The organism is Polynucleobacter sp. 39-46-10 (assembly GCF_002282275.1).
Genome location: NZ_NCJB01000032.1, coordinates 1 through 16360 on the forward strand (window position 1 = coordinate 1; position 16360 = coordinate 16360).

Below are 16360 nucleotides of genomic sequence, written 5' to 3' on the forward strand. Positions count from 1 at the left end.
TACATTGTTGCCAACCATCGGCTTCTTCCCAGTGACTTGGCAAACTTTTGCCATGACATAACTCCATTAATTGCGAAAAAAGAAGATTGTATCAGTCTCTGGGCACTTTGATCTACCCCTATTTGGCTTTAGTTTTGAGGATATGGCAATCTAAGCTCCGGTATTGGCCAAAAATTCCCATTAAGTTAGTGATTACTTCTATTTATAGTCATTTTTCATAAGGCCTGCCTCTGAAAATGAGAAAAAACCGCTGTCACTGACAATACAGTGATCTAGGAGTGGAATATCCACCAGTTGCAAGGCCTTAGCCAGCATTTTGGTTAATTCCTGGTCGGCAATACTGGGGAGTGGGTTTCCACTGGGGTGGTTGTGGGCAACGATAAGGGCGCTAGCATTTCTGGCAAGGGCTTCTTTGAGGATTTCTCGAGGATAGACTGCAGTGTGGGTTAGAGAGCCTCTAAAGAGCTCCTGGCACTCAATCAGGTGCAGGCGAGAGTCAAGGTATAGACATAGGAAGACTTCGTGTGGCAGACGGCCAAATCGGGCTTGCAAGAACTCCCTGACATACCCTGGCGATGAGAATACTGATTCCTGGGAGAGGGTTTCCTCAAGGCTACGCTTGACGAGCTCATATGCTGCCTGAATTTGTGACCATTTAGAAATACCCATACCGTGAATCTGGGTTAATTCCTCTGGTGTGCAAGACAGTAGGCGCGGCAAATTGCCAAAATAGTGAAGAAGGTCACCAGCTAAAGCTACGGCAGTTTTGCCTTTGACGCCAACGCGCAGAAAGATTGCAAGCAATTCCGCATCGCTCAGGGCTGATGCTCCGAGGGCGCGCAGTTTCTCGCGAGGCCGCTCCATTTTTGGCCAATCCGTAATCGGTGAGTGCACGCTGAGGTCGGGCCTAGATACAATTACCTTATGACTAAGTTTACGGTTTTGCCCAACTCCTTCCTGACTCTCAACTATCGGCTGACTTTGCCTAGCGGGGATGATTACATCAATACTTTTATCGATCGTCCTGCGACGGTGCTGATGGGTTCTGGTCAATTTGCGCCTTGTTTTGAAAAGGTATTAATCGGACTGGGTGTGGGTGAAAAGAAAAGCGCCTTACTGCCGCCGGAAGAAAGTTTTGGTGAACGCAAGGAAGAATTAATTCAGTGGGTTACTTTGGGCGCGCTTAAAGAGGGTCGAGATGATGATGTGGAATTCAATCCTGGTGATGTAATCGAATTTAATGCTCCTGGTGGCGCGCAATATGCTGGTGTGTTGCAATCTATTAATGAAGAAGGTGCTTGGTTTGATTTCAATCACCCGCTTGCTGGAAGGCCAGTTACCTTCGAAGCTGAAATCGTTGCGATTCTGTAAGTTATGAGTAATCCATCTAGCGCGCACGACACCGCAGAAATTTTGATGGCACAGCCACGCGGTTTTTGCGCGGGTGTAGATCGCGCGATCAATATCGTGAATGAAGCGCTGACCCGTTTTGGCGCGCCAATTTATGTACGCCATGAAATTGTTCACAACGCCTATGTCGTAAATGGTTTGCGTGAAAAAGGCGCTGTGTTTGTGGATGAGTTGCATGAAGTTCCTAAAGGTGGCATCGTGGTGTTTAGTGCCCATGGTGTCTCTCAAGAGGTTCGCCAAGACGCTGAGGCACGCGGACTGCAGGTGTATGACGCTACCTGCCCCCTGGTTACCAAAGTTCATCTTGAAGTCGTCAAGATGTGTAAGGATGGTTTCACGGTCTTGATGATTGGCCATGCCGGGCATCCGGAAGTTGAAGGCACGATGGGGCAAGTGAAAAAAGGCGTTCATCTGATTGAAAAAGTAGCGGATGTTGCTCAACTGCCTTTTGCTGAAGATGAAAAAATTGCTTATGTAACGCAAACTACCCTCTCCGTAGATGAGACAAAAGAAATCGTTGATGCATTAACTCAAAAGTTTCCAAATATTGTTCAGCCGCGCAAACAAGATATTTGTTATGCCACTCAGAACCGCCAAGATGCTGTGAAATTTATGGCGCCTCAAGTTGAGATCGTTATTGTGGTGGGAAGCAAAGCAAGTTCGAACTCGAATCGCTTGCGTGAATTGGCTGAAAAACTCGGCGTACCGGCTTACATGGTTGATGCGCCAGAGCAACTCCAGGCTGAATGGTTTGTTGGTAAGAAGCGAGTGGGTCTCACTGCAGGTGCGTCAGCCCCAGAAAGCTTGGCCCTTTCAATTGTGGAGAGGATTCAGGAATTTGGCCCGCGCAGTATTCGTAATCTTGAAGGTGTTGTTGAAGACATTACGTTCTCGCTACCAAAGAATTTAGTGGGCTAACTAAAAAAATAAAGGAGCCCAAGGCTCCTTTATTGCATTCTATCTAGTTGCTTTTAGGCAACTTGCTTGAGCAGCTCTCTCAAAATATTGCACATCTGATGGATTTCATCATCGGATACATTGAGTGCTGGCATAAAGCGCAAGAGGTTAGGTCTTGGTGAGTTGATCAGCAATCCCTCTGGGCCTCTATCGCGAGCAAGTTCAACCAGCTTGCCGCCAATATCGCTACTCAACATGAGGGCGCGCAAAAGTCCTTCACCACGTTCACCATCTAAATTAAATTCTGAAGAGATGGCCAGCAGCTCTTTGCTGAGTAATTCGCCTTTGGCGCGAACGGATTCCAGGAAGCCTGGCGCTAATAGTTGCTCGATCACACTGATGCCTACTGCAGTCATTAGTGGGTTGCCGTTATAGGTACCGCCTTGATCGCCTGGAACAAAGCAAGCAACCGCATCAGTCGCCATGAGCGCTGCCAAGGGAACGCCACCACCAATACCTTTGCCCAAGGTCATGATGTCGGGTTCGATACCGTAATGTTGATAGGCGAAGAGTTTTCCAGTGCGACCGCAGCCGGCCTGTACTTCATCTACGATTAGCAGAATATTATTTTCTTTAGTGAATTTACGCAGATTTTGCATAAATTCTTTCGTAGTTGGGATCACGCCACCTTCGCCTTGTACCGGCTCAAGCATCACTGCAACCGTCTTATCAGTCACCAGTTTTTTAACGGAATCTAAATCATTCAAATCAGCTTTTGGGAAACCGGGAACTTGTGGGGCAAACATGGTGTCCCAGCCTGGCTTACCAGATGCGCTCATCGTCGCTAAGGTGCGACCATGAAAGCTATGATCAAAGGTGATGATTTCAAAGGCGCCGGACTTATTAAGTTGACCCCATTTGCGTGCTAGCTTGATAGCGCCCTCATTGGCCTCAGCCCCGCTATTAGCAAAAAACACTTTGTTAAAGCAACTGTTATCGGTCAGTAAATTCGATAAGCGAATCATCGGCTCGTTATAAAAAGCGGGACTCGGATTAATGAGCTTCTTAGCTTGTGCATTCAGCGCTTCAATCATGCCGGGATTGCTATGGCCTAGACAGTTGACGGCCCACCCTTGCAAGAAGTCTAAGTAGCGCTTGCCATTGTTATCGGTCAGCCATGAGCCTTTACCCTCAACCATCATTACTTCTGGCCGTGGGGTAATAAACATCACTGAGTGGGCATCTACTGATTGGGCTGGCTTATTCATGTCGTGTGCAAAGTGAGGTCAAATGAGGTTTCTATTATCACGCTTAGCAGACTAGTTTGTCGCGAGATCAGCAGCGCTGGTGAAGGAGTCCGCAAAGAATTCCTCTTCAGGTAGCTTGCACTGAGATACAAAGTCCTGGCGGGCTGCATTGACCATGACAGGAGCTCCGCAGGCATAGACCTGGCAAGGGCTCATGTCGGCATGGTCGGCGATTACTGCTTGATGCACAAAGCCTGTACATCCAGCCCATTGATCCTCTGGGAGGGCATCTGAGATGACGGGGGTGTATTTGAAGTCTGGAATATCCCTTGCCCATGACTGGCAGAGCTCATCGAAGTAGAGGTCGCTTGGGCGCCGTCCGCCCCAATATAGGTGAATCGAACGCTGAATTTTTTTGAACTGCATTTGCTCGATGATGGATTTAATCGGCGCAAAGCCGGTGCCTGCCGCAACAAAGATGATCGGTTTTTTAGAGTCTTCTCTCAAGAAGAAGCTACCTAATGGGCCTTCAAAACGCAGAATATCTTTTTCTTTTAATGCAGGATCTTTTGCGCCAAAGACAAAGTCGGTAAAGAGACCGCCAGGCAAGTGGCGAATATGCAGCTCGAGGGGGCCCTCTTGATCGGGCGCATTGGCAATTGAGTAGGCGCGGCGCTGCCCATCTTTGAGTAGAAATTCTAAATACTGTCCCGCCAGAAATTGAAAGCGCTCGGCAGCCGGCAGTTGTAGTTTGAGAATCGCCACATCAGCACTCGGTTTTGTAATGCTGTTCACACGACAGGGAACTTTGCGAATAGCGATATCGCCAGCGCCTTGAACTTCGCGAGCTTCAATGAGAAGGTCGGATTTAGGATGGGCGCAACAAAATAAGGTGCCCCCAGCAGCTTCATCAGACAGGCTTAAAGCGGCGGCACTATGTTGACCATGCTCTACCTGACCTTCTAAAACCTTGCCTTTACAGGATCCGCAAGCACCATTTTTACAACCATAGGGAAGGGTGATGCCCTGTTGAAGTGCCGCTTCCAGCAGGGTTTCATCCTTCTGGACGGTAAATTGTTTGCCGCTCGTCTTGAGCGTGACTTGGTAGGACACTCTCATTCCTTTCAATAAATCGTTACGATGTGACCTATGCAATCTTTTGGTAAATCTCGAATCCTGATCGTCGGCTGCGGTGACATTGGCCTGCGTGTTGCCAAGCAACTCGCTCGAAGTCATCGCGTATATGCCCTAACTTCCCAGAAAACCCGTTTTCCGGAGTTGAGAGCAGTTGGCGCGATTCCGATTTTGGGGGATCTGGATAAGCCTGATAGCTTGTGGCGTTTAAGTGGATTAGCGCAAACTGTGATCCACTTGGCACCACCCCAAAATACAGGTCATCGCGATTGCCGAACTCGCAACCTCCTCCGAATTTTAGCCCAAGGTTCTGATAATGTTGGGCGCTTGATTTATGTGAGTACTACTGGTGTTTATGGCGATCATGCGGGTGGCAGGGTGAGTGAAGTGACCCCAGTCAACCCTCAAAGCGAGCGAGCAAAGCGAAGAGTGAATGCAGAAAATTGTCTGCGTCTTTGGGCTCCAGCTCATGGAGTCGTACTGACCATCCTGCGCGTGCCAGGTATTTATGCTGTTAACCGATTACCAGTTGAGCGCATACAGGCCGGCACACCTGCCCTAAATCCAGCTGAGGATGCGTACTCAAACCATATACAGAGCGATGATTTGGCAAGATTGGTTTGTGCGGCTGTTTATCACGGTAAACCACAGCGCGTCATTAATGCTTGTGATGGTGGTGAAACTAAAATGGGTGACTACTTTGATGAGGTAGCTGATGCCTTTGGTCTAGAGCGACCACCAAGATTGTCGGCTGAGCAGTTGGAGAAAATCGTATCCCCCATGCTGTGGTCTTTTATGCGGGAGTCACGGCGCGTAAGCAATACGCGGCTAGCAGAATTGAAAACTCCGCTACGCTATCCCGGCGTCGCAGAGTTTCTGAAAACTATTTCCAAGAATCCTTGAGTCCAACCGTACGATTAAATACGGGCTGACCTGGTTTGCAATCGCTTTGGTCTGCTACAAAGTAACCGTGACGCTCAAACTGAAAGCGATCTTCTGCTTTAGCGTCTTTCATGCAAGGCTCTAAGTACGCAGTAATCGTTTGCTTAGAGTTGGGATTAATCGCATCAAGGAAATTCTTATCACCACTATCGGGGTGTGGGTCATTAAACAAGTGATCGTAGAGACGAACTTGCGCTGGCACAGCCTCAGCTGCACTAACCCAATGAATGTTGCCCTTGACCTTGTAATTGTTTGAGCCAGGGGTACCGCTCTTACTATCTGGGAAGTGAGTCGCATTCACTTGAATGACATTACCATTGGCATCCACTTCAAAGCCAGTGCACTCAACCACAAAGCCATGACGTAAGCGCACGCGTCCACCGGCTTGATCGCCAATCGGCGGATAGAGTCTAAAGAATCCTTTAATAGGCTCTTTCATGAAGTCATCTTCTTCAATCCACAACTCTTTTGTGAAATGAAACTCACGATTGCCCCACTCAGGATGCTGTGGATGGCGCGGCGCTGAGCAAGGCTCACTCGCTGACGCATCAAAGTTTTCAATGACGAGTTTAAGTGGCTTAAGAACCGCTGTAGCCCGTGGAGCCTTGGTTTCAAGATCATCGCGCAAGGCTTGATCCAAAGTACTCATATCGATCCAGCTGTCTGCTTTAGAAACGCCGATGCGTTCACAGAACAAGCGAATGCTCTCAGGCGTATAGCCTCTACGACGAATGCCTACGATGGTTGGCATGCGAGGATCATCCCAGCCATTAACCTGTTTTTCTTCTACCAATTGCAGTAGTTTGCGCTTGCTAGTGATGGTGTAAGTTAAGTTGAGGCGGGCGAATTCATATTGGCGCGGAACGGGATTTTTAAAGATCCCCAGCTCTGCTAATGAGGCGACAATCCAATCGTAGAGCGGGCGATTATTTTCAAATTCTAGTGTGCAGATAGAGTGCGAAACATTTTCTAGCGCATCTGAAATGCAGTGCGTGAAATCATATAAAGGATAGATGCACCATTTGTTACCAGTGCGGTGGTGATCGGTATGGCGAATGCGATAGACCACAGGATCACGCATGATGATATTCGGATGCGCCATATCGATCTTCAAGCGCAGAACATGTTCACCATCTTTGTATTTGCCATCGCGCATCTCGCGGAATAAGGCAAGATTCTCATCGGCAGTGCGATCGCGGTAAGGGCTATTTTTTCCAACTTGGCCAAAGTTGCCACGATTGGTATGGATGTCATCTGCACTTTGACTATCAATATACGCTTTGCCATTCTGAATCAGAATTTCTGCAAACTCATAGAGCCGATCAAAGTAATCGCTCGCGTGATAAAGGTGTGTACCCCAATCAAAGCCAAGCCATTTGACTGCATCCAAAATACTGTCGGCATACTCAACATCTTCCTTCACTGGATTGGTGTCATCCAAGCGCATATTGCAACGTGCACCACCCACTTGATTGTTGTAATCAGCAGCTAAGCCAAAGTTGAGGCAAATACTTTTGGCGTGACCAATATGGAGGTAGCCATTGGGCTCTGGTGGAAAACGCGTGATGATGGAGGGAATAGCTTGACCATCGCGATTGCTGCGGTTCTGGTAGGTGCCACTCGCGAGATCATGATCGATGATCTGGCGCAAAAAGTTAGAGGGCTCAGCAACAGTGCCGGCGGGCGATTTAGATGGTTTGCTATCTTGGGACATGCACTCATTGTAGAGAAAACCCCCACCCATCAAGAAAAAAGCCCGCAAACTGCTGCGGGCTTGTGTCCGGGAAGTATTCGAGAGTTAATCTTCTACAAAAGCCTCTTCACGGGTTTTCTTAACCGCTGGTAATGCCACTATCACAACCAAGAGGGCTGCTGCGATGAGTAGGCCTAAAGATAATGGACGGGTTAGGAAGGTAGTGAAATCACCGCGTGACAACAGTAGGGCGCGACGGAAGTTCTCTTCCATCATTGGTCCGAGTACGAAGCCCAGCAGCAATGGAGGGGGTTCGCAACCCAGCTTGAAGAAGAGGTAACCAATTAAGCCAAAGGCTGCAGTCACATAAACATCAAATACGGCGTTGTTGACGGTATAGACGCCGATACAGCAGAACACCAGAATAGCTGGGTACATAAAGCGGTAAGGAATCTTCAAGAGCTTCACCCAGATACCAATGAGCGGCAAGTTCAAGAGAATCAACATCACGTTACCAATCCACATGGAAGCGATCAGACCCCAGAACAAGGCTGGGTTGCTGGTCATTACTTGTGGACCTGGTTGAATGTTATGAATGGTCATTGCGCCAACCATCAAAGCCATCACAGCATTTGGTGGAATGCCCAAAGTGAGCAATGGAATGAAGGAAGTTTGAGCTGCAGCATTGTTAGCTGCTTCTGGACCTGCTACACCTTCAATTGCACCCTTACCAAACTCATGGCTGTACTTAGAGGATTTCTTTTCAACCGAGTAGGCACCAAATGCTGCTAAGGCTGCGCCGCCGCCCGGCAGAATTCCGAGGATGGATCCAATGGTTGTGCCGCGTAAGATGGATGGAATCATGCGCTTCACATCTTGCTTAGTTGGGATCATGGTGGTCATCTTGTTCAAGAAGCCCTCATCACCATCCTTTTTTTCGAGGTTGCCCATGATTTCAGCAAAGCCGAATACGCCCATTGCAACTGAAACGAAGCCAATGCCATCGCTTAACTGGGGAAGATCGAATGAGTAGCGAGCTACACCAGAGTTAACGTCGGTTCCGACAAGGCCCATTAAAAGCCCCAAAATGATCATGCCGATAGCCTTGATCAAAGAGCCAGAGGCCAGCACGACCGCACCGATTAACCCTAAAACCATTAGGGAGAAGTATTCAGCAGGGCCAAACTTGAATGCCAGTTCTGAGAGTGGTGCAGCAAATGCAGCTAAAACTAGGGTTGCTACGCAACCAGCAAAGAATGAGCCCATACCAGCGGTAAAGAGGGCTACACCCGCTCGACCATTTCTGGCCATTTGGTAGCCATCAATAGCGGTCACCACCGAGGACGTCTCCCCCGGGATGTTGAGCAAAATCGCTGTTGTGGAGCCGCCATACTGTGATCCATAGTAAATACCGGACAACATAATCAAAGCGGCAACTGGAGGTAATGCATAGGTGGCGGGCAACAACATCGCAATCGTAGCGATGGGGCCTAGACCTGGCAAAACGCCAATTAGCGTGCCCAATATGCAACCAATAAAGCAGTACATCAGATTTTGGAGGGTAAAAGCCGTATCGAAACCAAGGGCTAAATTAGCAAATAAGTCCATTTTTAGTTTCCCGGTTAGTTATTTAAAAAAGCTGGTAGTAATGGGAACTGAAGACTTAAGCCCAAAACGAAGACTGAATAGGTAAACGCAATCAAGAAACTAGCGTTGATTAAGGTGCCTTTCCAATGAAACTCATGGCTGGCGCTGGCGGATACGAAAACCAATACGAATACAGCAACGATGAAGCCCATGGTTGGTAATAAAAGCCCATAGAGCACGACTGAACCAGTAATGAGGGCGATGATTTTCCAGTGGAATGGTGGAATTTTTTCAATGGCAGCCTTGGCGCCAAGGGATTTCACCAGCACTAGAAGTCCCAAGAGGGTCATGAGGATCCCTAAATAGAAGGGAAAGTAGCCTGGACCCATTTTGGCGGCGGTACCCATGGGGTATTGTCTTGCTACGATTGTAAAAAATAGGCCAATAACCATGTACATGATTCCGGCACCAAAATCCCGTTGATTGCGAATTTTCAAGTTGAGCTCCTTATATCGACTTAAATGCCGATCTATTTATTAATGTTACGGGATTGTAAGGCAGGATTGAGCAGGTTTGCCTAGGGTTTGCCCCAGACTAGTGCCAATGCGATAATTATTCGCATGAAAGTCTCCCAAATTCGCCAGGCATACCTGGACTACTTCGCCCAAAAAGGCCACCAAATTGTCCCTTCCAGCCCAGTGGTGCCTGGAGATGACCCAACCCTGCTATTTACCAATGCGGGAATGAATCAGTTCAAGGACGTCTTTTTAGGCTTTGACAAGCGCCCCTACAACCGCGCAACCACTGCCCAAAAATGTATTCGTGCCGGTGGCAAACACAATGATTTGGATAACGTGGGCTATACAGCCCGTCATCACACCTTCTTTGAAATGCTGGGCAACTTCTCTTTTGGAGATTACTTCAAGAAAGATGCCATTCAGTTTGCTTGGGGTTTATTGACTGAGGTATTCAAGTTGCCGGAAGAAAAGCTGCTCGTCACCGTCTATGCGGAAGACGATGAGGCTTATGAGATTTGGAATAGGCAAATCGGAGTGCCGGCTGAGCGGATTATTCGCATCGGCGATAACAAAGGTGCTCGCTATGCCTCAGATAATTTCTGGATGATGGGCGACACAGGCCCATGTGGTCCTTGTACAGAAATTTTCTACGATCATGGCCCTCATATTGCTGGCGGTCCTCCAGGAAGTCCTGATGAAGATGGTGATCGCTACATTGAGATTTGGAATAACGTATTCATGCAGTTCAATCGCGACGAAGCGGGCAATATGCATCCATTGCCTAAGCCTAGCGTAGATACCGGTATGGGTCTTGAGCGTATCGCAGCCGTATTGCAACACGTGCATTCCAACTACGAGATCGATCTCTTTGTTAATTTGCTGAAGGCAGCAAAGGAAGCGGTTGATGCGGCTGGTGGTGAGAATTGCGATCCAGATAGCCCATCACTCAAAGTGATTGCTGATCACATTCGTGCCTGTAGTTTTATCGTAGTAGATGGCGTGATTCCGGGTAACGCGGGTCGTGGCTATGTACTGCGTCGCATTACGCGCCGCGCGATTCGACACGGTTACAAATTAGGCGCACGCAAACCATTTTTCTATCAACTCGTCCCTGCTCTTGTAAAAGAGATGGGTCAAGCTTATCCAGAGTTGCAGGCAGCAAAAGATAAAGTGAGTGAAGTAATTAAGCAGGAAGAAGAGCGCTTCTTTCAGACAATCGCGAACGGTATGGAAATTTTGGAAGGTGCACTTGCTGGTGGTGCTAAGACGGTTGATGGTGAAACCGCTTTCCGCTTACACGATACCTTTGGCTTCCCGTTGGATTTGACTGCAGACGTTTGCCGTGAGCGCGATGTCACGGTGGATGCTGAAGGTTTTGATTTGGCAATGCAAAAGCAGCGTGATCAAGCAAGGGCGGCTGGTAAGTTCAAGGTGGCTCAAGGCTTGGAGTACTCGGGTAAACCGACTCAGTTCCATGGCTATGACACCTTGAAACATGAAGGTGCCAAAGTAACTGCGCTTTATGTTGATGGCTCTGCTGTGCAGTCTGTCAAAGCTGGCGATGCTGCAGTGATTGTTTTGGATAACACCCCTTTTTATGCCGAGTCTGGTGGACAGGTTGGCGATAAGGGTGAATTGCGTAATGAAGCTGTGCGTTTTGCAGTTGAAGATACCTTCAAGATTCAGGCTGATGTTTTTGGTCACCAGGGTGAAGTGCAAGAGGGTGAGCTCAAGATAGGCGATGCAATCAACGCCTTGGTGGATACCGAGCAAAGAACGGAAACGATGCGTAATCACAGTGCTACACATATTTTGCATAAAGCATTACGTGAAGTTTTAGGTGATCACGTGCAACAAAAAGGTTCACTAGTTGATGCAAGCAAAACCCGCTTTGACTTTACTCACAACGCGCCAATTACTGCACAAGAAATTCGTCGGGTAGAAGATATTGTGAATGCCGAGATCTTGGCTAATACTGCGACTTCTGGAAAAGTGATGTCTTTGGATGATGCACAAAAGACTGGCGCCATGATGCTCTTTGGCGAGAAGTATGGTGATGAAGTTCGCGTACTAGAAATCGGTAGTTCTAAAGAGCTATGTGGGGGCACTCACGTGGGTCGCACGGGTGACATTGGTAGTCTTAAGATTGTTTCTGAAGGTGGTGTTGCTGCCGGCATCCGTCGAGTTGAAGCAGTCACTGGCAGAAATGCCTTGAACTTCCTGCAGGGCTTGGAAGACAAAATTAACGAAGCAGCGACCATTCTGAAAACCCATCCAGGTGATTTAGTGAATCGTGTTGCTCAACTCCAAGATAGCTTGCGTCAAGCTGAGCGTGAGTTGGATAAAGTGAATTCCAAACTCGCTGCCAGCCAAGGTGACGAGTTGGCAACCCAGGCTATTGATGTCAATGGCATCAAGGTCTTAGCGGCCCGCTTAGATGGTGCTGATGCGCAAGTATTACGCGAGACTATGGATGCCTTAAAAGCCAAGCTGAAAACAGCAGCCATTGTGTTGGCCTCTGTACAGGGCGATAAAGTCAGTTTGATCGCTGGCGTGACTGCAGACTCGATTGCTAAAGTAAAAGCAGGTGACTTAGTGAACTTTGTTGCTCAGCAAGTTGGTGGCAAGGGCGGCGGCAAACCAGAGATGGCAATGGCTGGCGGTACCGATCCTAGCAAGTTGGGCGCGGCATTGGCTGGCGTGAAAGACTGGGTGGCCTCTAAGTGAGTGATGCTATCGAATTTAATCTCGAGGTAGATGCAATTGGCATGAACTGCCCACTCCCCATCTTGCGTACCAAAAAAGCTTTAGCCACAATGCAGTCCGGCGAAGTGCTCAAAGTGAAGGCAACCGATTCTGGTGCGGCCCATGACTTCCCCGCATTTGCCAAGCAGACTGGCAATGAACTTCTCTCTAGCACCACAGAAGGCGATGTATTGGTTTTCTTTTTGAAGAGAAGATAAAACACGCTGCAGACTATGAACAGTAAAGAAAAAGGCAGAAAGTGATTTCTGCCTTTTTTGCTTTTCTCCTCTTGGAGATTCATTGTGAAGTCTAGGTTAAAGAGCGGCTCTTGAGATACGCTGCAAACTCAGTGCTCACTTCTGGGTGGCGTAAAGCAAATTCCACGGAAGCCTTGAGATAGCCTAGCTTGCTGCCACAGTCATAGCGCACGCCATCGTATTCATAAGCAAATACAGGCTCCTCTTTGAGTAAGGATGCAATTGCATCGGTGAGTTGGATTTCTCCGCCGGCACCAGGCTTGAGATTGCGAATGTGATTGAAGATGTCAGAAGACAGAACGTAGCGACCTACTACCGCTAAGTTGGATGGCGCATCTTTAGGCTGCGGCTTTTCCACAATCCCATTTAAGCGATAGATACCCTTAGATACTTCTGCCCCAGAAATAATGCCGTAGGAACTACTCTTAGATGGATCAATTTTTTCTACCGCTAATACTGAGCCATTTTGCTCATCAAACACTTTGAGCATCTGCTTCAGAACTGGCGGTTGGCCATCGAGTAAGTCATCCGCGAGAATGATGGCGAAAGGTTCATCTCGTACGAGCTTTTCTGCGCACAAGACGGCGTGACCCAAACCAAGCGCTTCCGGTTGACGAACGTAAACACAATCTACATGACTTGGCTTCACGCTGCGTACGATCTCTAAGAGCGCCTGCTTATTTTTTGCTTCGAGCTCAGCTTCTAATTCATAGGCCTTATCAAAGTGATCCTCGATGGCGCGCTTGCTGCGACCGGTCACAAAAATCATTTCAGTAATGCCGGCAGCAATCGCTTCCTCAACCGCATACTGAATGAGGGGCTTATCAACTACATTGAGCATTTCTTTCGGGCTGGCCTTGGTGGCCGGTAAGAAGCGTGTGCCCAAACCTGCAACAGGGAAGACTGCTTTGGTAACGGCTTTAGTGCTTAATGGCATGGCAATTCCGATCAGTTTGATTGCTGCTTTATTTCAGTCGCTCTAATTGTGCAACAAGCTTCTCATGGTTTTGTTCAAAGCCAGCAAGACGCTGTTTTTCTTGTGCAACAACCTCTTCTGGGGCGCGAGCCACAAAGCTTTCATTGCCAAGCTTGCTGCGTGCTTTGGTAATCTCATTCGCTAGGCGCTCAATTTCCTTGCTCAGGCGAATTCTCTCGGCTGCCACGTCTACTTCGATTTTGAGTAATAACTTGAGATTACCAACCAGGGCCATTGGTGCACCAGGAGCATCTTTCTCTAAAGCGGACTCGTCATCATAGATTTTGACTTCAGATAACTTGGCCAAGGCAGTAAGGTATGGACTTGCCTTCTTTAAGAAATCTTGCGGCCCACTAATCCAGAGGGGCACCTTTAGTGCGGGTGAGACTTGCATCTCACCGCGTAAATTGCGGCAGGCATCCACAATCGATTTAATCTGAGCTACCCAAGCTTCGCTCTGCTCATCAATCTTATCAAGCTGAGCAACAGGGTAGGGCTGCAGAGCAATGGTTTGTTTTTCTTGTTTCACCAGTTCTTTACCAACCTTAGGCCCAACGGTTTGCCAGAGCGTTTCCGTAATAAAGGGAATGAGTGGATGCGCCATGCGCAAGATGGTTTCCAAAATACGTAGGAGGGTTCGGCGGGTAGCGCGTTGCTGTGCAGGCGTACCAGTTTGCAGTTGAACCTTGGCTAACTCCAAGTACCAATCACAATACTCATCCCAAACAAACTGATAGATGCTGGTAGCAATATTGTCAAAGCGATAGTTTTGGAAGCCTTTAGCAACATCAGTCTCGGTTCTTTGTAGTAAAGAAACAATCCAACGATCTGCTGGAGAGAAGTCAAGCTGCCCTTCTGGACCACATTGGCTGTCACAAGGTGCAAAACCATTCTCTTGATCATTGCCAGGGCAATTCATGAGAACAAAACGCGTGGCATTCCAGAGTTTATTGCAGAAGTTACGGTAGCCTTCACAACGTTTTTGGTCAAAGTTAATGTTGCGACCAAGCGATGCAAGTGAGGCAAAGGTGAAACGCAGGGCATCCGTACCAAACGCAGGAATACCCTCCGGAAACTCTTTCTTGGTTTTCTTACCAATGCTTTCAGCCTGCTTGGGATTCATCAAGCCGGTAGTGCGTTTAGCAACTAAGTCTTCAATCTTGATGCCGTCAATGAGGTCGATTGGATCCAAAGTATTTCCTTTGGACTTACTCATCTTCTGGCCCTCAGCATCACGTACTAGGCCATGAACATAAACCGTATTAAATGGCACCTTGCCAGTGAAATGACAAGTCATCATGACCATTCTGGCTACCCAGAAGAAGATGATGTCAAAGCCGGTTACCAATACTGATGAGGGTAGGAAATGCTGAAGGGCTGGAGTCTCTTCAGGCCAGCCTAAAGAGCTAAAAGGCACCAGCGCAGAGCTAAACCAAGTATCTAAAACATCAGGGTCGCGGTTGAGTTGACCTTTGTATCCGGCAGCGGCAGCTTTAGCCTTGGCTTCTTCTTCAGAGCGGGCGACAAAGATCTGGCCATCATCGCCATACCAGGCCGGGATTTGATGACCCCACCAGAGTTGACGTGAGATACACCAGTCTTGAATATTTTCTAGCCACTGGGTGTACGTGTTAATCCAGTTTTCTGGAACGAGCTTGATATCACCTTTAGTGACAGCATCTAATGCTGCGCCAGCAATCGAGGAGCCTGGTTGATATTTATTGTCAGGGCTTGGCTTGGACACTGCAACAAACCATTGATCAGTCAGCATTGGCTCAATGATGGTTTGAGTGCGATCACCACGGGGCACCATCAATTTATGAGGCTGTACTTTTTCTAGTAAACCGGCAGCATCTAAATCAGCAACGATTTGTTTGCGTGCAGCAAAACGCTCAAGACCTTGATAAACCGCTGGCGCATTCTCATTGATCTTGGCATCCAGGGTAAGGATGTTAATGAGCGGTAATTGGTGGCGTTGTCCAACAGCGTAGTCGTTGAAGTCATGCGCAGGTGTCACTTTAACTACGCCAGTACCAAAAGCTAAATCAACATAGTCATCTGCAATGATCGGAATTTCACGATTGCATAGTGGCAGTTGTACTGATTTACCAATGAGATGTTTATAGCGCTCGTCTTCTGGGTTAACCATGACGGCAACGTCGCCCAATAAGGTCTCCGGGCGAGTAGTGGCAACGGTCAGGTGTCCGGAGCCATCTGCTAATGGATAGCGGATGTGCCACATCGAGCCATCTTCTTCTTCGCTTACTACTTCTAAATCAGAGACTGCAGTTCCTAAAACGGGATCCCAGTTCACTAAACGTTTGCCGCGGTAAATCAAACCTTGTTCATGTAAGCGAACAAATACTTCAACAACTGCCTTGGACATCTTGCTGTCCATTGTGAAATATTCTTTACCCCAATCAATCGAGGCGCCTAAACGACGAATCTGACGGGTGATGGTATTGCCGGAAGTTTCCTTCCACTCCCATACTTTTTCTAAGAATTTCTCGCGGCCTAAATCGTGACGAGAAACTTTCTGCGCATCAAGCTGACGCTCAACAACGATTTGCGTGGCGATACCAGCGTGATCTGTGCCTGGAACCCACAAGGTATTTTTGCCAGACATACGGGCATGACGCACCAAGCCATCCATGATGGTTTGGTTAAAAGCGTGACCCATGTGTAGGGTGCCTGTCACATTCGGTGGCGGCAATTGAATCGAGAAATCTTCCTTACCCTGATCTAGGGTGGCGTCGGCAATGCCTCGGCGTTCCCATTCCGGGCCCCAATAGGCTTCAATTGGGGCGGGTTCGTAGGATTTGGCTAGTTCGTCTAAGGAGCTGGCCGCTGGTGAGTTAGGGGTATTCGAAGCATTTGGCATAAGAGGCAAATTATAATTGGGGCGATGTACTCAGACTTGCTCGCAAACCTTAATCCAGAACAACGCGAGGCAG

Annotated in this window: 13 protein-coding genes; 5 read left to right on the forward strand and 8 right to left on the reverse strand. The window is 48.1% G+C overall.

Annotated elements, in window-relative coordinates; all coding sequences use genetic code 11:
- Positions 1–198: 198 nt before the first annotated feature.
- The gene (radC, locus tag B7X71_RS04660) at positions 199–894 is read right to left on the reverse strand and encodes a DNA repair protein RadC (RefSeq protein WP_363926694.1); all 696 of its coding nucleotides are present in this window, start codon (positions 892–894) and stop codon (positions 199–201) included.
- A gap of 30 nt (positions 895–924) precedes the next feature.
- On the opposite strand from radC, the gene B7X71_RS04665 reads away from it, so the two are divergent.
- Both B7X71_RS04665 and ispH read left to right on the forward strand, forming a co-directional pair.
- Positions 925–1371, forward strand: coding sequence for an FKBP-type peptidyl-prolyl cis-trans isomerase (locus B7X71_RS04665; RefSeq protein WP_293597632.1), 447 nt, complete (start codon positions 925–927; stop codon positions 1369–1371).
- A gap of 3 nt (positions 1372–1374) precedes the next feature.
- On the forward strand, positions 1375–2328 hold the full coding sequence (gene ispH, locus B7X71_RS04670; protein ID WP_293597633.1) for a 4-hydroxy-3-methylbut-2-enyl diphosphate reductase: 954 nt from the start codon (positions 1375–1377) through the stop codon (positions 2326–2328).
- Between the two features lie 53 nt (positions 2329–2381).
- Here ispH and B7X71_RS04675 read toward each other — a convergent pair whose 3' ends face one another.
- Together B7X71_RS04675 and B7X71_RS04680 are read right to left on the reverse strand one after the other, a co-directional pair.
- Positions 2382–3575, reverse strand: a complete 1194-nt coding sequence (locus B7X71_RS04675; protein ID WP_293597634.1) for an acetylornithine transaminase — start codon at positions 3573–3575, stop codon at positions 2382–2384.
- Positions 3576–3626: 51 nt separating this feature from the next.
- On the reverse strand, positions 3627–4667 hold the full coding sequence (locus tag B7X71_RS04680; RefSeq protein ID WP_293597635.1) for a CDP-6-deoxy-delta-3,4-glucoseen reductase: 1041 nt from the start codon (positions 4665–4667) through the stop codon (positions 3627–3629).
- Between the two features lie 36 nt (positions 4668–4703).
- On the opposite strand from B7X71_RS04680, the gene B7X71_RS04685 reads away from it, so the two are divergent.
- Positions 4704–5591, forward strand: coding sequence for an SDR family oxidoreductase (locus B7X71_RS04685; protein WP_293597636.1), 888 nt, complete (start codon positions 4704–4706; stop codon positions 5589–5591).
- Here the strand turns inward: B7X71_RS04685 and B7X71_RS04690 are convergent.
- From B7X71_RS04690 to B7X71_RS04700, 3 genes are all read right to left on the reverse strand, one after another.
- Positions 5572–7344 carry a glutamine--tRNA ligase/YqeY domain fusion protein gene (locus tag B7X71_RS04690; RefSeq protein ID WP_293597637.1) on the reverse strand — a complete coding sequence of 591 codons (1773 nt, stop codon included), beginning with the start codon at positions 7342–7344 and terminating at the stop codon, positions 5572–5574. The genes B7X71_RS04685 and B7X71_RS04690 overlap by 20 nt on opposite strands.
- Positions 7345–7428: 84 nt before the next feature.
- The gene (locus B7X71_RS04695) at positions 7429–8931 is read right to left on the reverse strand and encodes a tripartite tricarboxylate transporter permease (protein ID WP_293597638.1); all 1503 of its coding nucleotides are present in this window, start codon (positions 8929–8931) and stop codon (positions 7429–7431) included.
- A gap of 14 nt (positions 8932–8945) precedes the next feature.
- On the reverse strand, positions 8946–9407 hold the full coding sequence (locus B7X71_RS04700; protein ID WP_293597639.1) for a tripartite tricarboxylate transporter TctB family protein: 462 nt from the start codon (positions 9405–9407) through the stop codon (positions 8946–8948).
- Between the two features lie 123 nt (positions 9408–9530).
- Here B7X71_RS04700 and alaS point away from each other — a divergent pair, with 123 nt between their 5' ends.
- Together alaS and B7X71_RS04710 are read left to right on the forward strand one after the other, a co-directional pair.
- A complete protein-coding gene (gene alaS, locus B7X71_RS04705) occupies positions 9531–12155 on the forward strand; it encodes an alanine--tRNA ligase (protein ID WP_293597640.1) in 2625 nt (874 codons plus the stop codon).
- An 8-nt stretch (positions 12156–12163) separates the two neighbouring features.
- The gene (locus B7X71_RS04710) at positions 12164–12391 is read left to right on the forward strand and encodes a sulfurtransferase TusA family protein (protein WP_041485182.1); all 228 of its coding nucleotides are present in this window, start codon (positions 12164–12166) and stop codon (positions 12389–12391) included.
- A 91-nt stretch (positions 12392–12482) separates the two neighbouring features.
- Here B7X71_RS04710 and galU read toward each other — a convergent pair whose 3' ends face one another.
- Both galU and B7X71_RS04720 read right to left on the reverse strand, forming a co-directional pair.
- Positions 12483–13367 carry a UTP--glucose-1-phosphate uridylyltransferase GalU gene (galU, locus tag B7X71_RS04715; protein ID WP_293597641.1) on the reverse strand — a complete coding sequence of 295 codons (885 nt, stop codon included), beginning with the start codon at positions 13365–13367 and terminating at the stop codon, positions 12483–12485.
- Between the two features lie 28 nt (positions 13368–13395).
- Entirely contained in the window at positions 13396–16287 is a 2892-nt protein-coding gene (locus B7X71_RS04720; protein ID WP_293597642.1) for a valine--tRNA ligase, read from the reverse strand.
- Positions 16288–16360: the final 73 nt, after the last annotated feature.